The organism is Streptomyces sp. NPDC087215 (assembly GCF_044744885.1).
GTDB lineage: Bacteria > Actinomycetota > Actinomycetes > Streptomycetales > Streptomycetaceae > Streptomyces.
In genome coordinates this window covers 20,175-45,790 of sequence record NZ_JBIUZD010000021.1, presented here as the reverse complement: position 1 = coordinate 45,790, position 25,616 = coordinate 20,175, and the positions used below count along the sequence as shown (strand labels likewise).

Here is a 25,616-nt window from a genome sequence, read left to right as displayed (position 1 = left end):
CGCCGGGCACGGTTCACTCCCGTCGCGGATCCCCTAGAACAGCGACCAGTCCGAGGCCGACAGCTCGACGGGGGCGGTCGGCTCGGTCAGACGCACCTGCCAGTCGTCCTCCGGGGACCCGTACTCGTCACCGACGGTGGCCCTGAAGGCCCGTACCGCCTCCGCCTCGGCCCGCGCCAGGTCGGCGGGACCGGCCCCCGCCTCCCGCATCCGGTGCAGGTCGGCCAGGGCACGCGCCAGCACCGTGCGGGGATCCGTCCGCCCGGGACCGGCCTCCAGCTTCTCCGCGAGCGCTTCCAGCTCCGGCCCGTAGTGGTCGAGGTTCGCGGCCACGGCGCGCCGCATGTCGGCGTCCCGCAGATCGGGCCGGACGTCACCCTGGAGGGTGATGTGGCGACTCCCGGCGTCACCCGCGAGCACCAGGGGTACGGTGCCGGGGTCCCCGCCCCGCACGGTGACCCGGTGCAGGGTGTGCTCCACCCCGTCCAGGGTGAAGCGGACGGACGACTCCGGATCGACCTCCAGCCGCGTCCCGGCGGCGGGGAGCAGCCGGGTCCGCGCCTGCGCGACGGCGTCCGCCGTGGCGTAGAACTCCCGGGCCCCGCCCCGCTGGTCCGGCACCGCGAACCGGCGGTCGTCGGACACCTGGAGCGCGGGCTGCTCCTCCACCGCCCCGACCGGCCGTACGAGCCGGTACGCGGGGAAGGAACCGGCGTCCTTCGGCGGGCCGCCGAGGGCGAGCGCGATCGGATCGGCGCCCTCCGCGAACAGTTCCACCCGCGCCTCCCCGGTCCGGCGGGCCTGCGGCGCCGTCCCCACCGTCTCGTACCCGGTGACCCGCAGGACGGGTTCGGCCGACGGGAGAGGTACGCCCTCGGGCGGGGTGACCGTGACCCAGGGCACCGGACCCGGGGGAGTGGCGGGCGGGGCCAGCCGGGTCGGATCGAGGGACACGGGCCCGTCGTCGCCGGGGACGGGCGTGTCGGCCTCGTCGGGCGGGGTGACGGTCATACCGGGCACGGGACCGGGAGGGCCTGCGGGCGGGGCGAGCCTGGTCGGGTCGATCGGGGAGGGGGCCACGCCGGTGCCGGTGCCGGTGGGCGGGGTGACGACGATGGACGGCGGGGTCACCTCCGGTCCGGACTTCACCCGGTCCTCGTCCTCACCCCTTTCCTGCCTCTCGCTCCGGTTCCGGTCCTGCTCCCCGTTCTCGTCCTCGTTCGCGTCCCGATTCTGGTTCTGGTTCCGGTCCTGCTCCGCGTCCGCGTCCGCGTCCGCGTCCGAGTCCCGGTCCTGCCCCTCGTCCCCGTCCTCGTTCCGATTCTGGTTCTGGTCCGCGTCCCTGTCCTTGTCGTTGTCCTGCTCGCCTTCCTCGTCCTCGGGCTCGTCCTTCGGAGTCGTCTCGGTGTCGTTCCTGGTTTCCGGCGCGGGCTTCCGCTGGAACAGGTCCGGGTGCCCGTCCGCCAGTGCCTCGGCCAGGTCGTCGTGCAGCAGACCGATCAGACCGCCGTCGACCTCGACCTCGACGGTGGTCCTGCGGCTGCCCGTGAGGACCCAGGTCACGTCGGCCTTGTAGTAGTGCTGGGTGTCCTTCTTCTTGTCCCGTTCGTCGACGGTCTCGCTCCGGGTCGTGCTGAGGCTGTGCCCGTGCTCGCCTCCGGCGCCCGCGGACCCGCCCAGGTTCGTGGTGACGCCGGTGACGCCGGGGCCCTCAGGGGTACCCGCGCCCGTGGAGTGCACGGGACCGTCCGGGGCGATCGAGCCGGACCAACTGAGCGTGGTCCGCTCGTGTTCCCGTTCCGTCTCCTGTTCCCTCACCTCCGTCTCCACGTTCGCGTCGAACTCCCCGGAAGCGAGGTGACGGGTCCGGCGGACGATCATCCGTACGGTGATCTGCTCGCCGTCCGCCACCGGCACCGGGTAGCCGTCGCCGAGCAACTGCCGGATGTTGGCGCGCAGGTTCCTTTCGGTGGTCAGCAGATCGGCCCGCAGGCCCGCGAGGGTCGCCGGGGCGAGGTCCTTGCGGGTGAGGGTCCCGGTGTCGCGCTCCGTGACCCGATGGGGGAGGGCGGCGGAGGTCGGCAGCCACTTCACGACGCCGTCGAGTCCGGGCAGGGAGAGGGCCTGCACCGACGGGGCCAGGGCACGGGTCAGCCGCTGGAAGGCGGGGGGCACGTCGGTGGGGCCGTCGGGGCGGACACGGCCGACCGGTTCCACCGGAGCGGGGGGCGTCGTGCCCGGCCGGGTCAGGTGGTCGGGCACCAGCAGCCGGGCTTCGCAGTCAGGGATCGTCGTCCCCCGCACGGGCCTGCGGCCCGAGGGGAAGAGCTCCTCCCACCGCGGGCCCCACTGTTCGGCGAACCACCGTCCGGCCCGGCCGTCCGTGGCCAGGTCGATCAGCTGGACCGGGGCGCTGAGCGCGGCCCCTGCCAGCCGGGCCAGTTGGTGGGCCTCGGAGGACTCGAAGATCTTCACGGTGTACGTGACCGGATGGCTGAACTCCCGTACCGTGCCGGTGACCTCGAAGCCGTGCTGGTCGCGCTCCGAAGTGGTGACGGTCTCGGTGCGGCCGACGGAGGTCTCCGCTCCGGCGCCGCCCTTGGCGCCGCCGCGTGCCGACCCGTTCGCGTCGGTCGCCTTGACGGTGGCGGAGAGCTGGACGCCCCCCTTGGCCGACGTCCCGGACGCGGACGCGGTCGACCGGGTGGCGGTGTCGCCCATGGCGAGCGTGACCTGGTCGCGGGGGCCCCTGTGCGTGGGGTCCCCGAGGTCGGCGGTGACCTGGATACCGATCAGCCGCGTTCCGCCGGTGATCTGCCGCAGCTTGATCACCTGGTGCACCGAGGTGGTGGTGAGGGCGGCGAAGTTGGCCCGCAGCGCCTCCGGGGAGAAGACGGTGTCCAGAGCGCGGCCGAGGTCCGTGGGAGCGTTCTTGACGAGGTGGTCCGGGAGCACCTTCAGATCGTCGAGCAGGTCCTTGATCTCGCCCAGCACGGTGTCCGCGCCGAGCTTCTCGACATGGGAGACGGCCTTCGCCAGGTCGGCGTCGACATACGAGAACGGCTCCGGGGCCGCGTCGGACAGGGGTTCGACCCCGGGCATCCCGAGCGTGCGGGCCTGGTGTTCGGTGGCGGTCAGCTCCACGCCGCCGTCCACCTTCACGTACCGGCCGGCGGAGGAATGGCCCGACGGGGTGGCCGAGAGGCGGCCGTCGGGCTGCCAGGTGTGATGGGTGATCTCGTAGTGGGCGTCGGCACGGTAGTGGTGGCTCGTGCCCTTGTACGTGACCGTCGAGCTTCCGGTCCCTGCGGAGGCGACGGTACGCGTCTTCGTGTGCGTCCAGGTCGCTTCCGCCGCCACGCCCGCGGCGACCGACTTCCCGTCGAGGGAGGCGTACCCGCCGGCGCTGACACCGCCGCCGTAGTTCAGCGAACGGGTCTTGGCCGTGCTGGACTTGGTCCCCGTCTCCGCCGAGTACGTCAGGCTGGTGCCCTTACCGGTCGTCTCGTGCACGGGGAGGCCGAGCCGCAGCCGGACCACGAGGGCCTGGCCGCGGCCGGACGAGTCCGGCGGCAGCGGGAACACCGCGCCGTCCGGGCTCGTGAGCTGCTCGAACCGGGACTGGAGGAAGTTGGGGGTGAAGACCTCCTCCATCTCGGGGGTGAGGCTCCGGCGCAGGGTGCCGCCCTTGTCCCCGGAGAGCCGGTCGAAGTCCTCGTCCCCTGGCTTCGCCGGTTTCACGCCGCCGTGTTCGGCGACCAGCCTGACCACGGTGTCGGTGAGCTCCCGGGTGCTCAGGAAATCGGGATGGACGCCGCCGAGCCCGTTCCGCGGAAGGACGAACTCCTGGGGGTCCGTATCCGCGAACCTGTCCAGATGGCCGGGCGGGAGCTCCTCCGCGTGGCCCACGGGCCGTCGATCGTCCGTGGCGCCCGGCAGGTGGTCGTCGCCGACGCGCACCACGGCGGAGACGTCGTCGCCCTCGACGCGCAGCGACGAACCGGACACCCGGTCGCCCTTGGAGTCGTGGACCGTGGCCGTCAGATGGTGGACGGCCGCGTAGGTGAACACCGTGTGCGAGCCGCTGGTCTCCTGCTCGCGGGACGCCTTGAGGGTGGTGGCCACGGAGTCCTTGACGTTCGAGGGCGTACCGCCGACGCCGATCTTGCCCCCGGGCTCGGCCCGCTGGTTCTCCCGGGTGTCGAACCGCAGGGTCGCGCCGAGGGTGGCCGACAGGGACACCTGGTCGGCGACGCCCACGGCCTGGTTGGCGCTCCGTGCCACCGAGCGGGTCAGCGACAGACCGTCGCTCCTGGAGCTGTTCCGCAGGTCGAGCAGTTCGGAGCGCAGGTGCAGCCGGAGCTCCTGATCGCCCGCCTTGAGGACGAGCGGGACGCCGGAGCCGAGGAGCTTGGGGAAGCGGGCCCGCATACCGGCCGTGCCGAAGGCGGCCGTGAGCTCCCGGTGGAACTGCGCGTACTCCGCCTCGTTCAACCGCTTCCTCAGGCCGGTCCGCTCCAGATGCCGGTCGAGCCAGTCGCGCGCGGTCTCCATCACCTTGTGCGAGCCGGGGAGTTCGCCGACCGTGCCGGGGCCGAGTCCGGCGCGCGAGGCGAGGGCGGGCGGTTCGAGGGGGTCGTGCTCGAAGGCCTTCTGGCGGAAGGGGCCGTGCAGCGCGCCCTCCCCGTCCACCCGCATCACGTTCCCGGTCGGCCGCCTGGGGTCGGTCTCCTCCCGGAAGACGAGGTCCGTGCGCTCGCCGAGTCGGGTGCGGAGTTCATCGAGCCCCGCGAAGTCCCCGGCGACCCGTACCTCCACCGGGCCGTGCCGGGGATCGAGGGACTCCAGTTCGCCCATGATCTGCTCGGCCGTCACCGGGCCGTCGTCGTCGGCGAGATTGCCGATGAGCTGTTCGACGGGGTGGCGCAGGGACCCCTCGACGACCAGCAGCCCGTCGTCGCCCTCGCGGACGGTCAGCGACAGCCCGTCCGCCGTGGGAGTGCCGGGGACGTGCTGTGTGGTTCCCCCGGTCCTGTGCACCGTGAAGCCGAGCCAGGGACGTCGGGCGTTGAGCTGGGTGAGCTGGGTGAGACCGGCGTCCCCCGGCTCCAGCGGGCCGAACAACTCGGTGAAGGTGGAGGTGCGCAGGCGCTGGGCCGCGGTGATGCGCCCCTCGGTGTCCACGTGGTAGCGGAAGGACGCCAGGGACCGGGTCGCGTGCGCGAGTCCGTACCTGTCCGCGTCGGTGACGACCGTCACCCGGGGGTGTTCGCCCAGCCGCGTCCAGGTGGCCCCGTCGGGGAGGGTGCCGTTCGACGGGACGATCTCGACCGGATGCCGATCGGCGATCTTCAGCAGTTCCGCGGGGTCCGGAATTCCTCCGTTGGGGAACGGCCGGGCCCTGCCGACATCGAGGGTGAGGGAGGATCCCTGACGGGAGAGCCGCAGCAGGTCCCGTACGGCCTGACCCACCCGGGAGTGCCAGGGAGGCGGGGTCCCGGGCGTGTCCGTGATCGGCCGGTCCGCCTGGAACTCCTCCCGCGCGGAGCCCAGCAGCCGGGTCTCGAAGGCGTCGGACTGGGAGCTGGGCACGCCCACCGCGAGGTCCAGCGCCGAGTCGAACGACAGCGCCGTCCGCTTCGACGCCGACAGGAACTCCACGTGGAACCGGGCGGTCGCCCGGTACTCGGCCTGCTTCTCCTCGGCGTGCTTGAGCCTCGTCTTGGTCTTGTCCGAGCCCCCCACGTCGGAGTTGTGCGAGCGCGCCGCGTTGACGGCCAGCTCCACGCTCGGAACGACCATGGGTTTCCTGGTGTCCGTCAAGAAGGACGCGGCCACCGTGAGCCCTGACTTGTCGCCGAACTTACTGCTCGACTTCACCCCGAACGCGTCGGAGAAGTCCTCCCGCACCCTCAGGTCCTCGCTGGTCTCGCCCACCTTCCGGAGGCTGGTCAGTTCGGCGCTGACCAGGAAGTGTCCCGACAACGACTTCCTCAGGAACCCGCCCGCCGAGAACACCCCGGAGGTCAGGTTCCCGGCGCTCCACCACTGGTTGCCGTCCTTGAGGGACTTCTCGTTGAAGAAGTCCGTGGCGACCTTCGAGACGAACGCCGTGGTGACGGACGGGGCGAACCCGGCCCTGCCCATGGCCGAGGCGAGATCGGCCAGCAGAGGCCCCGGCGCGACCGCGTTGACCGTGGAGAGCGCGGACTTGAGCGCGTCGGGGGCCACGACCTTCCAGGCCGTGGTGTCGTCCGGGGGCCCGATGCCCTCCGGCAGGGCGAGCCGCAGTTCCTGGGGGAAGGTGAAGGCCGCCTCGTGCGCGCGCGTCCCGTCCCCGTCGAGGACGTGCACCTCGACGCGCACGTGCCCGTCGAACTCGTGCATCCCCTTGAGCACCGTCCGGCCGACGCCCTGGGTGTCCGCCGTGGCGGTCCGGGACGCGGTGTACGTGGTGCCCGCCTGGACCTTGACGGACGGGACCGCCCCGGTGAGGTCCGCCACGTTCGCCAGCTTCACCACGGCGTCCACGCCGCCCGACGCCGAGAGGTTGCCGCCCGTGGACACCGCGCGGTTGGTGACGGCCTGGCCGCGCGAGGCGTACGGGGCCAGGTCCTCCTCGGGCTGCGCGGCGCGGTGCGTGAGGCCGTCGGGGCGGGCGGTCACGACCACGACCTTGCCGCCGGTGTGGAAGACCAGCCCGTTGCGCAGGAGGCTGTTCCAGACGCCGGTGTCCGTGCTGCTGAGCAGGGGGCGCAGCCGCTTCATGATCTTGCCGGCCGTCTCCTCGGCGACCCCGGCCCGCGTCAGGGCGATCCTGGCCTCCCTCAGGGGCCGGGTCACCTGGGCGGGCCCGGTCACGGACAGGACCCGCCCGTCGCCGAGCGCCCCGCCGTCGGTGACGTACCAGGGAGCGGAAGCGGGTGTGACGTCCTTCGGCGAGGAGTCGAGCGGCTGTCGCCGAGGTGAGTCCGATGAGCCCTCGCCGTTGTCGGTCCCCCCGAACGACACGGCCCTGCCGTGCTCGTCACGGTCCCCGACCGTTTTTTCGAACGCGGGATCGTCGTGGCGCGTGGTCCGCTCGGCGTCGGCGGGCACCCCGTCGTCCCCGACGGGGACGCTCTCGGCGGTGTGGTCGGGCGCCCCGGTGTCGCTGAAGCGGTGCCAGTCCGCGCCGTCGGCGAAGACGGTGACCTTTCCGTCGGCGGTCACGCCCACCCGGCGGGCCGTGAACAGCCCGCCGCCGCCGGGCACGTGCCAGACGGGGGCGTCGGCGGCGAGCGCGGTGAGGGGACCCGTCCCCGTGCCGGTCTCGGCACGGTGCTTCCACAGGCCGCTCATGACGGTCTTCACGGTTGCGTCGTGGAGGGGTGTGGCGAGGTCGCAGCCGGTGAAGCGGATCTCGGTGATGTCGTTGAGACGGCCTTCGTCGTGGGCGTCGGTGAGGGCCTTGAGGAGGACGGCGGGGTCGTGCGGGGTGTCCGGGTCGGTGTGCGTGCCCACGGTGAAGACGCCGGGGCTCGGCGGCAGGGCGCTGAGCGCCCTGGACTGGGCCGCGTTCATCGGGCCGACGGCGATGCCCGCCGGGGTCCGCCGCACCGGCTCGCGGCGGGTGAAGTCGCCGATGGCCGTCTCCAGCTTCCGCACCAGCGCGGCGGTGTCGCCCGGCCAGAAGTCCGGGGAGCCGGTGTCCGATCCCCACAGCGCGGGCGGGTAGCCCTGGTCCACCAGGAGCCGCTGGGCCACCACCCCGAGGGCGGCGGAGACGTCCGCGCCCTCCGCCGGGAGGTTCCCGCCCTCCCGGAGCTTCAGGAGCAGACCGGCCAGGGCCGTCAGACGGGTCCCGTCACCCGGGTCACCGGCCAGGGCGGTGTGGTAAGCGTCGAAGGAGGAGTTCAGACTCTGCCGCAGGGGGTCGGGCTCGGGGATGTCCGGGTCCATGCCGTACCAGCGTTCCATGAGGGAGTCGAGTTCGTCCCACACGCCCCTCTGCGGGTCCTGGACGGCGTCGTCCGGCCGGGTGGCCCGCTCGTGCAGGTCCAGGAAGGAGTCCGCGTCGAATCGCCGCCAGTCGCGGTTGGTGTTCGAGCCGTCGCCCAGTGCCTCCCGCAGCAGCCCGGCCGTCCGGTCGGTGAGACCGGGTGTGCCGTCCAGGAGCGTCTTCAGCTCACTGTCGGGGAGCGCGCGCAGGGTGCGCCGGTCCGACGACAGGGAGGAAACGGTGTTCGGTGTCCGCTCGTGCGCTTCGAGCCCGAGGGCGACCTCGTCGGGGAACCTTCCGCCGGGCATGGCTTCGCGCAGTGCGCTCTCGGTGAGCGGTGCGAGGGAGCGGAAGCGTCCCCAGTCGTCGGTGTACGACAGGACGTCGGTGTACGGCGGGGCTCCGGCGGGCTGTTTCTGTTTGGCCAGTACGTTCTGCTCGAAGGCTTCGGAGGCTGTCATGACCTCGTGGAAGGTGTGGTGTCCGATCGGGAGCATGTCCGCCATCAGGGCGAGCCGCACCAACTGGTAGTCGACGGGGACCTTCCACTTCTGGGCCATGGCGTGGATGACGGTGAGGGCGAAGTACGTCGTGTTGGACGTGCCCGCGCTCATCAGACCGCCGGTCGCCTCGGCCGTCACCTGACTCTTGGTGCGCAGTGCGATCTGACGGTGCCGCTCGCCCGGCTCCCACGTCAGCCGTCCGTCCTCCAGGACGTGCGCCCGCTCGCGCTCACTGAGCGGCGGAACGGCCTCCTCGGGGCGCAGCTCGGTGCGCCTGTGGCGTTCCTCGGCGCGCAGCAGCGCCTCCAGGCCGGGGTTGCCGGCCTGGTCCTTCTCCAGCCGCTCCTGTTCCCGCTTGATGTTCCGGACGATGTCGGTGTCCTGCTGGATCCGCTGGTTCTCGGGCGTGCCCTGTGCGCTCCGCTCACGCGTGAGGATCTCCGGTTCGGGCTTCTTCAGCCCCAGCCGCTTCATGAGGGGACCGTGGACCCCGCTGACGAGCAGGTGCATCTGCTCGCGGATGTTTCCGTTTCTGACGACCTCCTCCAGCGTCTGGAGGTTGTTGCCGACGGACCCGCTGCCGGAGTTCTTCCCGGAGCCGAGCTCAAGCCGTTCGACGTCCGACAGGTTGTTCCAGGCCGTGTTCACGAGCGTCCGCACTTGTTCCTGGACGTCTGCTCGCTGGGTGAGGTGTTCGCCGAGGGCCCGCTCGGCTTCGCGTGACGCCTCCGCGTACGCGACGCGGACGGCGGTCCGTACGGTGGTGTGGTGCTCGTCGCTGCCGGGGTTGGCGTGGAGTGCCTGCCCGACGCGGCTCAGTACGGCGAGCGGGAGGGGCTGTTCCGAACTGCCCGGGGGCCGCAGGCCCTGTTCGAGAGCCTGGACCGAGCTGATCGCGTCGGCCGGTCCGGTGAGTGTCACCGTTGCCAGCCGGTCCTTGCCGACCAGGACGCGTCCGTCACCGGTGTCGATGCCGTGCCCGGCGGGGACCCGTACGGCCAGCCAGTGTTCCGTGCCGGTGGGGAGGTCCTTGGTGAGGGTGGTGTACGGACGGTCGTCGGTGCGCAGCAGCCGGTCCGCCCGGCCCACCAGCCCGACCGGCGGCTCGGGGAGCACCAGATACGCGGTGGTCTCCTCCTCCGTGCGGGTGCCGAGGGCGTCCAGTTCCTCCCGCCAGTTCCTCGGCTCGGGAGCACCGTCCCCGACGGGCGCGGCCCCGTCCTGGTGCGCGGGGGTACCCGGGGCGGCCGACGCGTCGGGGGTGCCGCCACCGGTCGTCGGGTCGCCCGACGGTGTGCTGTCGGAGCCTCCGCTGTTCGCCGGGGCGGAGGTGAAGGGGCGGGACCAGGAGGGATGGGCGTCCATGACGGAGTCGGCGACGGAGGTCGCGAAGTTCAGGACGCGCGTGTTCCTCATCCGGGGCATCTTGGGCGCCTGCCAGGCGGTCTTGGCGTGGAGCTTGTCCGGCAGGGGCACGGGTGTGATGCCGAGGTCCAGGAGCATCCGGGGGACCAGGAACCGGGAATGGGAGGCCAGCGCGTTCTCCGGCGACCCCGGGATGCCGACGGTCGCGTGCAGCGTCAGGACCGTGTCGGCGAGGGCCTTCAGCTGATCCACACGGGTGGTGGCCTTCTCCAGGGTGGCCTTGTAGTCGTTGAGGATCTGGTCGAGGGAGTTCCGTACCTCCGGGCCGGGATCGTCGGGTGAGCCGCCCTCGACCCGGGACCGCAGCGCGAGGTACGCCTTGGCGTCCAGGGAGTGCCAGGGGCCCCCGGGGAGGTGCGCGCCGTCCAGCACCTCGCGGAGCAGAGCCTTCTGCTCGTCTTCCGAGTCGGGGAGCAGGTCCGTCAGGGACTGGTCGGACGGTGTCGCCGCCGGTGCGGGCGTGATCTCCCCGGTGAGGGGGGCACTTCCGTCCCGTGTGGCGTCGGCCATGCCGAGGGTCAGCTCGGCCGTCAGGAAGCCCGGCTCGTCCTTCGTCCAGAATGTCGTGGTGCGGGCGGCGTCGGGCAGCCGGGCAGGGGGGAAGCCCTGGTCCTGGAGCAGGCGCTGCAGCAGGATCTGGACGTCCGGTGTGAGCGGCCCCTCGTCGGCGTCGGTGTGGAGCTCCCGCATGAGGGTCACGACGGCTTCGAGACGGTCGGGGGCGTCGGCGGAGAGGTCGGGCGAGTAGGACGAGAAGGCTTCTTCGACGGTGTCGGCCGAGGGGCCGTCCCCCTCTTCCACGCCGAGCCGCTTCCGCAGTTCCTGGTACGCCTCCGCGTCCATGGTGTGCCAGGGGTCGCCCGGAGCACGCCGGGTGTCCGTCACCTCGGCGAGCAGGTCCCCCGTCGTCGCGGGATCGGACAGCAGGGCCGTCCACCGCTCCCGTGGCAGGTGTGCGGACAGGAGATCCGGAAGACCGGTGCTGTGGCCGAACTTGACGGCGTCCGGGTGTTCCGCGTCGATCTCGGGCGTGCGGGAGGGGAAGCGGACCGTGTTGTCGGGGAGGGTGTCGGCATCGGGAGTGGTGCGGGCGGGTGTGTGGTCGGGTCCGCCGGTGTCTCCGTAGACGTGCCAGGCGCCCTGGTCGACGACGGCGATCTTCCCGTCGGGGGTGAGTCCGATGTGCTGGGCCGTGAGCAGATGCCCTCCGGCCGTGGGCACGTACCAGACGGGGGCGTCGGCGGCGCGGGCGGTGAGCGGGTCGGGAGTGGTCGTGGTGCCGGAATCCGAGCGGTGCTTCCACAGGCCGCTCATGACGGTCTTGACGGTGTTCTCGTGGACGGGCGAGGCGAGGCCGCAGGCGGTGAACTGGATCTCGGTGACACCGTCGAGGCGGCCCTCGTCGTGGGCGTCGGTGAGAGCCTTGAGAACGGCGTCCGGGTCGTGCGGGGTGTTCGGATCGGTGTGCATCCCGACGACGAAGACACCCGGGCTCGGCGGGAACGCCCGGAGCGCGGCGGTCTGCGCGGAGGAGAGGGCGCCGACCGTGATCCCGGCCGGGATGTCCCGTACGGGAACGGACCCCGGTGCGCTCCACGTACCGGGACCGGCGTTGTCGTGGAGGACGGGGCCGGACTCCAGATAGCGGCGGGGCAGGGTGCCGTCGGGCAGCGTGGCCGTCGCCATGACCCCGGACGCGTCGGCCCGGTCGGGCGTGTGCCGGAACAGCGTCTCGGCGTCGTGGTAGCGGTCGGGAAGGCCCGCGTAGTGCAGCACCTCGTGCAGCAGCATGGCGTCGTCTCGGTCCCTGACGTCCGGGTCCGTGTCGTCGGCGTGCAGCCGGAAGTGCAGTTGGTCGGACCTGTTCCCGGGCCCGGCGTCCCGGCTCACGGTGATCCAGTCCTCGCCCGGGGTTCCGTCCCGGGGCACGGGCCTGGGGTCGAGCACCACCTCCATGTGGAGTTGGTCACCGCCACGGGGCAGCCGGAAGCCCAGGTTCACACGACTGTCGAGAAGCCCCTGGAGCCGTTCCCCCAGCGCGGTGACGTCGGCCGTCGACCAGGAACCGTCGACCGCCACCGGAAGGGTGACGCGTACCAGACGTACGGCTCCGCCCGGCGCGCCGTTCCCGTCCGGGGGCACGGTGAAGCGCTCGACGTCCGCGCTGATGCGGGTGCGGTGGCCCGCGAGCGTGCCGTCCTCGTTCCGCCGGTCCGCCGTGCCCGGGAACGGGCCCGTGACGTCCGGGTCGGCCGCCGGGTCGAAGCGTTCGGTACGGATCCGGGCGGGCGGCGGCACGTCCTGGCGGCCGGGCGTCCACTGCCACGCCGACCACCGGTCCGCCGTGACCGGCCGGTCAGCCGGGGAGACCTCCTCGGGCCGCAACTGCCCCGGCAGGGAGTGGGGGGAGTCCTCGGGGACGTGGGGACTGCCGTTGTCGTACCGGGCCTTGCCCTTTCCCTTCCCGAAGCCGTCACCACCGTGGGAGGGCTCGCTTCCCGTGGGGGGTTCGGTTCCCTCGTCGTCGCTCTCGTCGTCGTCGCTCTCCGTGCCGTCGCTGTCCGTCTCGTAACTTTCGTCGCTACCGGTGTCCGTCTCGTAGCTCACGTCACTGCCGCTGTCACTGTCCGTGTCCTCGGTGGCCTGCGGGTCCGGCCCGCGTTGTTCCTCCAGTTGCCGCCGGAGGTTCTCGGCGTGCTCGTGGGGGAAGAGGCCGTCGCGCGCGACCTCCCCGCGCAGATCGTCCGGGGACAGCGGCGGAAGGACGCTGTAGCGGTCCCACACCGGAGCGGGGTCACCGACCGGCTGGAGCAGGGCCTGGACGTCCGGCCGTGGGGGCTGGCCGTCCTGCGAGGGCACGGCCGCCAGGTACTCCTCGGCGAACAGGGAGGAAGCCGACAGTACTTCGGGCAGGGTGTGGTGCCCCTCGCTGAGGAAGGCGGCGATGACCGCGAGCCGCAGATCCCTGTGGTCGATCCGGATGTTCAGCCGCCCCGCCAGCATCTCGGCGTACCGGTGGAAGTAGAAGCCCGAGCCCGAGGTGCCCGACCTGACCAGTCGGCCCGCCTCCTCCGCGGCCCGCTGGTACATCTGGTCCATCCGGATCCGCAGGCTGGCTCCGCCGGGGTTCCAGATCATCTGGCCCCGGCTGTTCACGGCCCTGCGCTCCTCGGTCGCGCTCAGGGGCGGGTGGACCTCGACGGCCCGGAAGGGCCGCAGGACGGAGTCCAGGGCGCGCCACCTCTCGTTGGCCCGCGCGTGTTCGGGGGAGTTCCACCGCGTGGGCCCCACGTTCTTGCGGAAGTTGTCGAGGGCCGTGTATTCCGTGGAGTCGGGATTGTTCTCCCTTTGCAGACGCTCGCGGTGCAGGGAGGGCGGGTAGTCGGCGGGGAAGTTGACGAAGGTGGGGAGGGCCGTGGAGGCGATGGCCTGGAAGAACAGCGTCATGCGCTCCCGCGCGTTGCCGGACTCCGCGACCCGCTCCCACTCGCCGCGATGGGTGCCCACGGCGCCGGGTACGGATCTGCTGGGTTGGCTCAGGCTGTCGTAGAACGGTGTGTTGCGGAAGGTGCCCACGACCGCGCGGGCCAGGAAAGCCGCCATCTCCTGTACGGGCTGCAGGTCGAACAGGTGGTTGGCGAGACGCCTTTCGAACGCCTCCGACTCCTGCATGTACCGGATCCGGACCAGGTCCTCGATCGAGGCGTCCCGGGCCATGGCGAGCGGACTGCCGTCGGGCGGCGTCTGGACCGGAGTCTGCTCCGGCGCCTGGTGGGGGTCGGGGACCACGCCGGTGCTGGACCCCTCGCCGTTGTCGGGCGGTGACTGCTCCGACGTCTGGTGGGGCTGGGAACGCGCATTGCTGCTGGATCCCTCGCCGTTGTCGGGCGGCGATTGGCCGAACTGGCCGAACTTGACGGCGGAGGGGTGTTCCGCGTCGTTCTCGGGTGTGCGGGAGGGGAAGCGGACCGTGTTGTCGGGGAGGGCGTCGGCGTCGGGGGTCGTACGGACAGGTGTGTGCTGGGGGGCGCCGCTGTCGCCGTAGACGTGCCAGGTGCCCTGTTCGACGACGGCGATCTTCCCGTCGGAGGTGAGCCCGATGTGCTGGGCGGTGAGCAGCAGCCCGTTCCCCGTGGGCATGTACCAGACGGGGGCGTCGGCGGCGCGGGCGGTGAGCGGGTCGGGGGTGGTCGTGGTGCCCGCGTCCGAGCGGTGCTTCCACAGGCCGCTCATGACGGTCTTCACGGTCCCCTCGTGGAGGGGTGTGGCGAGGTCGCAGCCGGTGAAGCGGATCTCGGTGATGTCGTTGAGACGGCCTTCGTCGTGGGCGTCGGTGAGGGCCTTGAGGAGGACGGCGGGGTCGTGCGGGGTGTCCGGGTCGGTGTGCGTGCCGACGACGAAGATGCCGGGGCTCGGCGGCAGGGCGCTGAGCGCCCTGGACTGGGCGGCGTTCATGGGGCCGACGGCGATGCCGGTGGGAGTCCGCCGTACGGGCTGGAGGCGGGTGAAGTCGCCGATGGCCGTCTCCAGCTTCCGCACCAGCGAGGCGGTGTCGCCCGGCCAGAAGTCCGGGGAGCCGGTGTCCGATCCCCACCGCGCGGGCGGGTAGCCCTGGTCCACCAGGAGCCGCTGGGCCACCACCCCGAGGGCGGCGGAGACGTCCGCGCCCTCCGCCGGGAGGTTCCCGCCCTCCCGGAGCTTCAGGAGCAGACCGGCCAGGGCCGTCAGACGGGTCCCGTCACCCGGGTCACCGGCCAGGGCGGCGTGGTAAGCGTCGAAGGAGGAGTTCAGACTCTGCCGCAGGGGGTCGGGCTCGGGGATGTCCGGGTCCATGCCGTACCAGCGTTCCATGAGGGAGTCGAGTTCGTCCCACACGCCCCTCTGCGGTTCGCCCGGGGCGTCGTCAGGCCGGGTGGCCCGCTCGTGCAGGTCCAGGAAGGAGTCGGCGTCGAATCGCCGCCAGTCGCGGTTGGTGTTCGAGCCGTCGCCCAGTGCCTCCCGCAGCAGCCCGGCCGTCCGGTCGGTCAGACCGGGGGTCCCGTCCACGAGCGCCTTCAGGTCGTCGTCGGGCAGCGCGCGGAGAGTGCGCCGCGTCCGCGACGGAGAGCCGGTCGCGTCCGCCGAGGGAGGGGAAGGCGTGTTCGGTGTCCGTTCGTGGGCTTCGAGCCCGAGGGCGACCTCGTCCGGGAACCTTCCGCCTGGCATGGCTTCGCGCAGTGCGCTCTCGGTGAGCGGTGCGAGGGAGCGGAAGCGTCCCCAGTCGTCGGTGTACGACAGGACATCGGTGTACGGCGGGGCTCCGGCGGGCTGTTTCTGTTTGGCCAGTACGTTCTGCTCGAAGGCTTCGGAGGCCGTCATGACCTCGTGGAAGGTGTGGTGTCCGATCGGGAGCATGTCCGCCATCAGGGCGAGCCGCACCAACTGGTAGTCGACGGGGACCTCCCACTTCTGGGCCATGGCGTGGACGACCGTCAGTGCGAAGTACGTCGTGTTGGACGTGCCCGCGCTCATCAGACCGCCGGTCGCCTCGGCCGTCACCTGACTCTTGGTGCGCAGTGCGATCTGACGGTGCCGCTCGCCCGGCTCCCACGTCAGCCGTCCGTCCTCCAGGACGTGCGCCCGCTCGCGCTCACTGAGCGGCGGAACGGCCTCCTCGGGGCGCAGCTCGGTGCGCCTGTGGCGTTCCTCGGCGCGCAGCAGCGCCTCCAGGCCGGGGTTGCCGGCCTGGTCCTTCTCCAGCCGCTCCTGTTCCCGCTTGATGTTCCGGACGATGTCGGTTGCCTGCTGGATCGTCTGGTGCTCCGGTGTGCCCTGTGCGCTCCGCTCACGCGTGAGGATCTCCGGTTCGGGCTTCTTCAGCCCCAGCCGCTTCATGAGGGGACCGTGGACCCCGGTCACGAGCAGGTGCATCTGCTCGCGGATGTTTCCGTTTCTGACGACCTCCTCCAGCGTCTTGAGGTTGTTGCCGACGGACCCGCTGCCACCGTTCTCTCGGCTGCCGAGCATGCCGCGCTCTTCGTCCGACAGTTTGTTCCAGGCCGTGTTCACGAGCGTCCGCACTTGTTCCTGGACGTCTGCTCGCTGGGTGAGGTGTTCGCCGAGGGCCCGCTCGGCTTCGCGTGACGCCTCCGCGTACGCGACGCGGACGGCGGTCCGGACGGTGGTGTGGTGCTCGTCGCTGCCGGGGTTGGCGTGGAGTGCCTGCCCGACGCGGCTCAGTACGGCGAGCGGGAGGGGCTGTTCCGAACTGCCCGGGGGGCGTAGCCCCTGTTCGAGAGCCTGGACGGAGCTGATCGCGTCGGCCGGGCCGGTGAGTGTCACCGTTGCCAGCCGGTCCTTGCCGACCAGGACGCGTCCGTCACCGGTGTCGATGCCGTGCCCGGCGGGGACCCGTACGGCCAGCCAGTGTTCCGTGCCGGTGGGGAGGTCCTTGGTGAGGGTGGTGTACGGACGGTCGTCGGTGCGCAGCAGCCGGTCCGCCCGGCCCACCAGCCCGACCGGCGGCTCGGGCAGCACCAGATACGCGGTGGTCTCCTGCCCTGTGGGCGTACCGAGGGCGTTCAGTTCCTCCCGCCAGTCCTTCGGCTCGGGAGCCTCGTTCCCGTCGTGCGTGGGGCCGTCCTGTGGCGTGAGGGTGGGGGGCGCGTCGGAGGCCGAGAGGAGGTCGGTGTCGGTCGTCCGGCCGTCCGGCGGTGTGATGCCGGGCGTGGCGTCGTCCGCCGGGGCGGAGGTGAGGGGGCGGGACCAGGAGGGATGGGCGTCCATGACGGAGTCGGCGACGGAGGTCGCGAAGTTCAGGACGCGCGTGTTCCTCATCCGGGGCATCTTGGGCGCCTGCCAGGCGGTCTTGGCGTGGAGCTTGGCCGACAGGGGCACGGGTGTGATGCCGAGGTCCAGGAGCATCCGGGGGACCAGGAACCTGGAGTGGGTGGTCAGTGCGGTCTCCGGTGCCCCTGCCAGGCCGTCGGTGGCGTGCAGGGTCAGGACCGTCTCGGCGACCGCCTTCAGCTGGTCCACGCGAGTGGTGGCCGCACGGACGGCCTCCCTGTGGGCGTCGAAGATCTTGTCGAGGGTCTCGCGCGCCTTCTCACCGGGATCGGCCAGCGGGCTGCCCTCGACCTGGGCGCGCAGGGCGAGATACGCCTCGGTGCCCAGACGGTGCCAGGAGCTGTCGGGGAGATGCGGGCCGTTCAGGACCTCGCTGAGGAGGGCTTTCTGGCTCGGGTCCTGGAGCAGTCCCGACAGAGCCTCGTCGGGCGGCGTCGCCGCCGGGGCGACCGTCAGCTCTCCGGTGAGGGGAGCGTTTCCGGTGTCCGTGGCGTCGGCCATGCCGAGGGTCAGCTCGGCCGTCAGGAAGCCCGGCTCGTCCTTCGTCCAGAACGTGGTGGTGCGGGCGGCGTCGGGCAGCCGGGCAGGGGGGAAGCCCTGGTCCTGGAGCAGGCGCTGCAGCAGGATCTGGACGTCCGGTGTGAGCGGCCCGTCGTCGGCGTCGGTGTGGAGCTCCCGCATGAGGGTCACGACGGCTTCGAGACGGTCGGGGGCGTCGGCGGAGAGGTCGGGCGAGTAGGACGAGAAGGCTTCTTCGACGGTGTCGGCCGAGGGGCCGTCCCCCTCTTCCACGCCGAGCCGCTTCCGCAGTTCCTGGTACGCCTCCGCGTCCATGGTGTGCCAGGGGTCGCCCGGAGCACGCCGGGTGTCCGTCACCTCGGCGAGCAGGTCCCCCGTCGTCGCGGGATCGGACAGCAGGGCCGTCCACCGCTCCCGTGGCAGGTGCCGGGACAGCGGGTCCGGGAGACCGCTGTCCGGGCCGAACTTGACCGCGTCCGGATGTTCCGCGTCGATCGCGGGTGTACGGAAGAGGAAGCGGACCGCGTCGTCGGGAAGGGCATCCACGTCGGGGGTCGTACGGACGGGCGTGTGGTCGGGGCCGCCGGTGTCTCCGTAGACGTGCCAGGCGCCCTGGTCGACGACGGCGATCTTCCCGTCGGGGGTGAGTCCGATGTGCTGGGCGGTGAGGAGGTGGCCGCTCGTCGTGTCGCCGCTGGTGGTGGGCACGTACCAGACGGGGGCGTCGGCGGCGCGGGCGGTGAGCGGGTCGGGGGTGGTGACGCCCGTCGTGGCGCGGTGCTTCCACAGGCCGCTCATGACGGTCTTGACGGTGTTCTCGTGGACGGGCGAGGCGAGGCCGCAGGCGGTGAACTGGATCTCGGTGACACCGTCGAGGCGGCCCTCGTCGTGGGCGTCGGTGAGAGCCTTGAGAACGGCGTCCGGGTCGTGCGGGGTGTTCGGATCGGTGTGCATCCCGACGACGAAGACACCCGGGCGCTGGGGGACCGACTGGAGCGCGGTGGTCTGGGCGGGGGAGAGGACACCGACGGCGATGCCGGAGGGGATGTCCCGGACCGGGGCGTCGGACGGCGGAGTGCTGCCGTCGTCGCCGCCCCGATCGCCGCCGGTCCCGTGGCTGCCGTCGTCGCCGAACGGAATCGTGGAGTCGGTGGAGGCCGTGGTGTGGACGGGCGCTGTGGTGGGGGAGGAAACGGTGATGTCGTCGGGGACCGTGGTGCTGTCGTCCGTGCTGTCGTAGGGGATGAGGTAGTCGAGTCCCTCGGCGGCGGCCCTGTCCATCTCGGCCTGAAGCGGATGGGGCCTGGGGCCCGCCGTCGTCTCGGCCTGCGCCTCCGTACGAGCCGGGGAACCGTTCTCCTGCTGTACGGGCGTGGTGAACCGGTCGCCACCGCTCTGGGTCACGGGGCGTGGCGAGGCCGCGTCCCGGTTCTGGTCCGTCAGGTCCGTGACGGGACCGTCCGTGTCGCCGCCCAGCAGGGAGGAGAGGTCCGACGAGACGGTGGCCTGCGACGGCGCGCCGGGCGTGTCCGAACCCTCCTCGCCCTCCTTCTTCCCGTCCTCGTCCGTGGACGTGTCACCGTCCGACTCGGTCCGGAACAGCGGGTCCTTGGCGATCTCGTCGCCGAACGAGGGACCCAGGTCCAGATCGAGCGGAGTGAAGGCGCCGTCGCCGTCGCTCTCGACCGTGACGTCCGGCCGCTGGGGCAGGTCGGCGAAGAAGGGCGTGCCGGTGATGGGGTTGGAGAAGACCCACTTCACCATGTCCTTCATGTCGCGGGTGAAGCTCGGGTCCTGCGGTGCCTCGGACGTGGGGCGGGGGACCGGCCACGGTGCCGGGTTGCCCGTCATGTTCGCCACGAACGAGGCGATGTTGATGGGGTGCAGCAGTCCGAAGTACTTGCTGTCGTGCGGGTTCTCGGCGTGCTGGTGGCTGAGGACCCAGTTCTGGTACTTGACCATGATCGGCTCGAACGCCCGGTGCAGGCCGTGGCTCAGCGCTCCCATGGCCACGCCGGAGGCGAAGGGGCCGCCGCTGACCGTGAACGTGCCGTCCCCGAAGATCAGGTTGTAGAAGCCCTCGCTCAGCATCTCGTTCGTGCCCTCGTTGAGGAGGGACGCGACGGCGCCGCCGAGCTGGTACATCGGGCTGCCCTGGAGGGGGTTCTCCTGCTTGAAGATGCGGGCCAGGGCGTTGCTGTGCTCGGAACGGGCGAACAGGTTCGGCATCGAGTCGGCGAGGTTCTTGAGCGGCGCGAGCTGGCCGAAGTCCCCCATGGCCTTGGTGAGGAGGTCGGGCAGCTCGGTGTGGTCCGCGCCGAGCCGTACCCACTTGCGGGTCAGCATCTCGCCGAACGCCTCGCCCGCCTCCCTGGCGCCCTCCTTCCCGAGGTGCTCGGAGAAGACGTCGCCCATCTTCTTGGTGAACGACTCCGCGATGGTGCCCTCGCCGAGCCGCATGAACCCGGTCTCCAGGTTGCGGCTGACGCCACCGAGGAGTTCGCCGACGTCCTTGGCGAAGGCCGACCGTGCCTCCTTGGTGGCGAGGAGGTCGTCCAGCGGCGTCCCGGCGTCGCCCGCGGCCCGGCCGGCCGTCGAGGCGTCGGGGGTCTTGCCGGACGCTCCCGCCGTGGGCGCGTCCCCGGCGGCGGCCTTGCCCGCGCCGGGTGCCTCGTTCCCGCCGACGGTCTCCGTCCTGCCCGCGGCCGGAACGTCGGGCTTGTCCGTCGAGGGCGTGTCCGTCTTGCCGGTGGTGGGCACGTCGCCCTTGCCGGTGGTCGGGACGTCGCCCTTGCCGGTGGTCGGGACGTCGCCCTTGCCGGTGGTGGGCACGTCGCCCTTGCCGGTGGTCGGGACGTCGCCCTTCCCCGTAGTGGGCACGTCGCCCTTCCCCGTGGTCGGGACATCTCCCTTTCCGGTGGTGGGCACGTCCCCCTTCCCCGTCGTCGGGACGTCGCCGCCCTTGCCCGTGGCGGGAGCCCCCGGCGTCCCCGTGGCGGGCGCGTTCGGCTTGTCCTTGGCCGGGGCGCCGCCCGGAGCCTCCGCCTTCGGCTTGCCGGTGGCGGGCGGGGGCACGATGCCGTCGCCGACGGTCTTCGGCGGGACCGGGGGAGGCGTCACGTCGGGCGCCTTGTTGGGCGGGATCGGCGGCAGGTCCTTGTCCGTCTTGGACGCGAGGTCGTCCAGCTTCGACTTCGCGCCCGCGCCGCCCGCCGCACCCGTCGGGACGTCGGGCTTCGGGTTGGGCGGGATGTCGTCCAGCTTGTCGTCGATCTTGTTCAGCACGTCGTCGACCCGCTTGCTGATGATCGAGCCGGGGGTCTTGCCGCCGAGGAGCCGGCCGAGCAGGTTGCCGCCGTAGTGCGAGAGGATCTCCAGCGGACCGGCGACCAGACCGCTCAGCGCGCCCTGCTTGATGGAGTCGATCAGCGACTCCGTGTTCCAGCTCGTGGTGTGGCCCGCGTTGAGCTGGTAGAGCTGGATCACCGTGTCCTGGAAGATGCCGCCCATGATGCCGATGAAGGTCTGGCTGAGGATCGTCTGGAGCAGCCACCGGAAGAGCTGGTGGAGGCCCTCGCGGGTCGCCGCGAACAGCGCCGACACCGGGCCCCACACCGCGCCGAAGGTGAAGGCGGAGAAGAGGGTGGCGAACAGGATCTCGGCCAGCAGCTGCACGAGCTGGAGGATCGCCATGATCTTCGAGTACTCGACCTGGTTGGCGACCTTCAGCGCCACCTCGGACAGCTGACGGGACAGCTCCGCCGTCTGCTCCAGCTGGTTCGCGCCCGCCGTCTGGCCCGTCAGGTCCCTCATCGCGACCAGGAACGAGTCGGCGGCCTCGCCGTCGAAGTCGTTCTTGACGATCGGGATGAGCTCGATCACGTACCCGGACAGCGTCTCCAGGTCCCGCGCGATGGAGCCGTAGTGCTCCGACACCCGCCGCATGAGGTCCTCGTCGGCCTCGGGCCACTCCATGCCCGACACGAAGGCGAGGAAGTCGGCGATCCCTTCCGGCGGGTTGATGGCCATGGCGTGGAGGTCCTCTGATCGGCGGACGGCTGTGCCCGGAAGAACGGGGACAGCCGTCCGCGCGGTTCAGCGGAGGACCCGTACGACGTCCCCCGGGCCGACCGGCCTCAGAAGCCGCCCCGGGGCGGGGCGAGCTGCCCCACGAGCCACCGCCCGGCGACCACCGGCCTCAGGCCCCCCGGCGACCACCGGCCTCAGAAGCCGTCTGCCTGGGCCCCGGCCTCCTCGTCCGACTTCGCCATCGTGTCGGACGTCTCCTTCCCGGCGTCCGTCACCGCGCCCAGCCGCTTGCTGAGGTACGCGAGCGTCTCCGTCAGGTTCTCGGTGGGCTTGTCGACCTGCTGGTGGTACGTCTTGCCGATCTCGTCCTGGCCCGCGGACTCCTTGTTGATCCGGTTGATCTCCACGATCGCCCGGCTGAGATCCGTGAGACAGCGCTGGTAGTCCTCGTAGTGGGCGAACTTGCTCTTGAGGTCGCTCAGGACCTTCAGGTCGTCAGCCACTGAACTCCTCCTGCTTCCCGGTGGGGATACGGCTCTCGGACTCGGTGGCGAAGTCGTCCTGCTTCGCCTGCTGTTCGGAGGGGCGGCGAGATGCCGGTTCCTCGGCGGCGAACTCCTCCTGCCGGGCCGCCTTCGCCTCCTCCTCGGCCTCCTCCAGGCCGAAGGACGGGGCCATCGACCGCAGCGGCTTGAGGAGTTCGTCCATCTCGACGGGCGTGCCGACGAGCCCCGTCACACTGCGCAGGTGCCCGCTGAAGTCCTCGAAGCCCTTGATGCGTTCGATGACCTGACTGCCCATCCTGGCCCGTGCCTCGTTCAGGACGGTGACGAGGACGGCGGCCAGCTCGGCCGGGGCCATCGACTGGTACGCCTTGGTGTGGAAGGTCATCGAGACCACCTGGCCCTGGGGGCCGACCGTCACCGACACCATGTGGTTCTTGGAGGTGGCGGACGCGGTCGCCGCGTCCAGTTCGCTCTTGGCCGCGAGCATCTTGTCCCGCTGGTCGTGCAGGGCCGACATCGCGTCCTTGAGGATGCTCTCGAAGTCGATGGCCATGGGGCCGCCTTTCGTGAAGGAAGAGAGGGAGGAGAGGGCGTCCGGGGCGGACGGCGTCAGCGGCCGATGACCCCGCTGACGGAGCCGGTGTCGGTGCCCCAGGTGTCCTCGTCCTCGGTCAGCCAGGTGGTGCGCTGCCGGTCCTTGCCCTGGTTGGGCTGACCGCCGCCCGCCGCGCCGGGACTCATCGGCGGCATCATCGGGGGCTGCGAGGTCCCGGGGCCGCCACCCGTGCCGGTGCCACCTCCGGTGCCGCCGCCCGTACCGCCTCCGGTTCCCGTGCCGCCGCCCGACTGCCGGCCGTCGGACGAGGCGCCGGCCGTGGCCGGTGGGCCGTCCCCGCCGCCGAGCATCCGGGCGACCCGCTCGCCGATCCCGCCCGTGCCGCCGACCACCGAGGTCACGCTCTTCGGCCCGCCGCCGCCACCGTGACCGGCACCGTTCGAACCGAGGTTGTTCAGATCGAACTTGCGGCCGCCGCCGCTGCCGCCGGAACCGGCCCCGAGCCCGTCCCAGCCCTGCTTCCCGCCGCCGGTGGTGGGGTTCTTCTGCTCGGGACGGGTGGAGAGGGCGTGCTCGGCGTTGGTGAGCAACTGGTGGCTGCGGCTGATCGGGTTGCCGCTCGCGTCGACGACGACGCCGTCCTTGAGGACGGCCCCCTTGGGCAGCACGTAGGGGTTGCCGTTGGAGTCGAGCAGCGGCTTGCCCTTGGCGTCGACGATGCTGCCGTCGGCGAGGATCTTCGCCCCCTCGGGGAGCCGGATCCGGTCGTAGCCCGCGCCCGGCGTCCCACCGGTCTGGGTGTCCTCGCGGCCCGGTGTCTGGGGCGTCCCCACCTTTCCGCCCGGCGGGGCGACGATCTGCTTGCCGCCCGTGCCCAGGACCGGATTGCCCTTGGAGTCGTAGACCTTGCCGTCCTTGCCGATGCGGGAGCCCGGCGGCACCATGACGGGCCTGCCGTCCGCGCCGATGACGGGCTTGCCGTTCTTGTCGAGCAGCGGGACGTTGCCGCCGCCCGTGCCCTTGCCCGGTCCCGAGCCCTCCGACCCGGTCGAGGAGCCGGGGAACGTGATCGGAGGCTTGGGGCCGCCGGGGAGACCGCTGGGACCCTTGCCTCCCGAGCCGCCCTCCTTGCCGCCGGTCATGTCGGGGATCTTGATGCCGCCCCCGGGGCCGCCCCCGGCGCCGCCCTCGCCGCCCCCGTTCCCGCCGATCCCGTCCGGCGGGCCGTCGATGCCGGACCCGCCCCCGGGACCTCCGCCGGGCCCGCCGGTACCGGGGCCCCCGGCACCGCCCGTACCCGTCGGCAGGGTGAAGTTCGGCTGGTAGACGCCCTCCTCAAGGGCGGACGCCAGCGGGAGATAGGCGTTGTCCATGCCGTTGAGATGGGTCGTCGCGGTGGCGTCGAGACTGCTGAGCGTCTGCAGCCACTCGTCCTTCGCCTTCCGTTCGACCCCCCTGACCCATTCCGGGGGGCTGACGTCCGCCCCGGTGTTGTCCGAGATCTTCTTGAAGGAAGCGCTGTAGCTGGTCGTGTAGCCGTTCCCGTACGACGCCGTGGACGTCGTCCATTCGACTTCGAGCGTCGAGCCCTCCATGAGCGCGATGAAATGGGCGCGCAGCAGCTCCACCCCGTTCATGGCCGAGTAGTTGTGCTGTTCGCCGCTGCTCTTCACCAGGAGGCTGCGGCCCTTCCGCCACGTCTCGAACCCCCTGTACATCCCCCAGGAGGAGGCGTCGAGCGCGACCTTGGCCTTGTCCAGCAGATCGACGATGTTGTTCGGCGTGGTGATGTCCAGCCTGACCTTGTTCATCTCCATGTGGATGACGTCGACGAACTTCTTGAACGAGCCCGCGGCGCTGCCCCGCCACTCGCTCCCCTCGGACTCCAGGTCCTCGCCCCAGCCCTTGATGAGCGGGATCCACTCCTCCAGCCACTTGACCACACCGTCCAGCTGGGTCTTCGCGTTGTCGAACGTGAAGTAGTTGACGATGTCCGTCTTCGCGGACGAGTTCCCCCTCACCAAAGGGTCCAGCGCCTTGTACGGCTCGTTCAGGAACAGGTTGTACGGGGACTTGGGCTCGTCGAAGTAACCCTTCCAGTTGGCGCTGAACCCCACCACGAACCGGGAGCTGCTGGTGCCGTAGGTGGCGGTGTAGTCCCAGTAGAAGTCGAAGATCGTGCTGTAGTCCTTGGACAGGGGGACGTTCTTCTCGATGCGGAAGGTGCCGAAGTCGGACCAGTCCTGGGATCCCGCCCCGGCCACCGCGTCCCGGGTCGTCAACGCCCCGGTGGTGTCCATGAAGACCTTGAGGCCGTTCTCCCAGGTCCACGTCTTGTCCGCCATGGTCGCGCCGAACTCCTCTTTACAGGTGGGGGTCTACTTCGCGGGCGCGGAACCGGCGCCGCTGGACTGCTGGCCGTCGCGCTGGATCATGCTGAGGAGCTCCCACATCTCGGTCACGTCGACGGAGTCCCCGGCGGCGTCGCCGAGGATCTCCTTGACGCTCCGCAGGTTGAGGCTGCCGCTCTTGGCGATGCCCTGGAGCTTGTCGAGCGCGCCCTCCAGCTGCGCGGTCAGCGCGGCGAACCCCGCCTGGACGCGCGCGGCGCTGTTCAGCTCCTTCGTGTTGCCCGGCAGGATCAGGCCGTAGTCGCCGTTGGACTGCTTGGACGTCCAGTCCGGGAGCGACAGCAGGACCGTGTCCGTGGTGAGCTCCTTGAGCAGTTCCTCGAACCGCTTCGCCTTGGCCAGCAGGACGTCCTCCGTGACCGTGGTGGAACTGCCGTCGTCCTCGTTGTCGTCGGAGTTCGAGGTGGTGGTCGCCATGGGGCCTCTCCTGTCCTGAGCTGTGCCGTACCCGGTCCGGCACGGAGAACGGAAGCCCCGCGCTCCGGGGTTCAGACCCGCCCCGGAACGACGGAACCCGGCACACCGGCGAAGGACGGCGGGCCGGGTTCCGGAGCGGGACTCAGCGCTGGAACAGGTAGGCGCTCTTGCGGTCGCCGTTGCGGATGATGCCGTGGGCGTCCGACAGCAGGTCCGCGCCCTGGTTGAACTGCTGCGACAGACTGGAGTCGAGGCTGTTCACGGCCTGCTTGAACTCCGCGAACTCCTTGGCCGCCTCACCGGTGAACTCCGACCGGATGGCGTCGAGACGCTGCACGATGGTCTCCAGGGCCGAGTTCATCGTGGCGGCGACCTGCTTCATCTGGGCATTGGCGTCCTCGAGCGCGCCGTGCTTGATGTCCATGTCCATTTCGCTCATGC

At 71.3% G+C, this 25,616-nt stretch carries 6 protein-coding genes; all 6 read right to left on the bottom strand.

The window, feature by feature from the left end:
* Positions 1–33 precede the first annotated feature (33 nt).
* The gene (locus ACIO92_RS31880) at positions 34–21,285 is read right to left on the bottom strand and encodes a hypothetical protein (protein WP_402283895.1); all 21,252 of its coding nucleotides are present in this window, start codon (positions 21,283–21,285) and stop codon (positions 34–36) included.
* 194 nt (positions 21,286–21,479) lie between these two features.
* Positions 21,480–21,788 (bottom strand): hypothetical protein, encoded by a 309-nt coding sequence (locus tag ACIO92_RS31875; protein WP_366446172.1) that lies wholly within the window; start codon positions 21,786–21,788, stop codon positions 21,480–21,482.
* Positions 21,781–22,344: a YbaB/EbfC family nucleoid-associated protein gene (locus ACIO92_RS31870; RefSeq protein WP_366446171.1), complete on the bottom strand. Its 564-nt coding sequence runs from the start codon at positions 22,342–22,344 to the stop codon at positions 21,781–21,783. The genes ACIO92_RS31875 and ACIO92_RS31870 overlap by 8 nt, the downstream gene beginning before the upstream one ends.
* A 56-nt stretch (positions 22,345–22,400) precedes the next feature.
* A complete protein-coding gene (locus ACIO92_RS31865; RefSeq protein WP_366446170.1) occupies positions 22,401–24,692 on the bottom strand; it encodes a hypothetical protein in 2,292 nt (763 codons plus the stop codon).
* Between the two features lie 33 nt (positions 24,693–24,725).
* Positions 24,726–25,175: a hypothetical protein gene (locus ACIO92_RS31860; protein WP_366446169.1), complete on the bottom strand. Its 450-nt coding sequence runs from the start codon at positions 25,173–25,175 to the stop codon at positions 24,726–24,728.
* Between the two features lie 142 nt (positions 25,176–25,317).
* Positions 25,318–25,614, bottom strand: coding sequence for a WXG100 family type VII secretion target (locus ACIO92_RS31855; protein ID WP_366446168.1), 297 nt, complete (start codon positions 25,612–25,614; stop codon positions 25,318–25,320).
* Positions 25,615–25,616 lie beyond the last annotated feature (2 nt).

Excerpts from the sequence above, each read along its gene's own strand:
- ACIO92_RS31865 (WP_366446170.1), bottom strand. The coding sequence starts at position 24,692 with ATGGCGGACAAGACGTGGACCTGGGAGAACGGCCTCAAGGTCTTCATG.
- ACIO92_RS31880 (WP_402283895.1), bottom strand. The coding sequence starts at position 21,285 with ATGGCCATCAACCCGCCGGAAGGGATCGCCGACTTCCTCGCCTTCGTG.
- ACIO92_RS31860 (WP_366446169.1), bottom strand. The coding sequence starts at position 25,175 with ATGGCGACCACCACCTCGAACTCCGACGACAACGAGGACGACGGCAGT.
- ACIO92_RS31870 (WP_366446171.1), bottom strand. The coding sequence starts at position 22,344 with ATGGCCATCGACTTCGAGAGCATCCTCAAGGACGCGATGTCGGCCCTG.
- ACIO92_RS31855 (WP_366446168.1), bottom strand. The coding sequence starts at position 25,614 with ATGAGCGAAATGGACATGGACATCAAGCACGGCGCGCTCGAGGACGCC.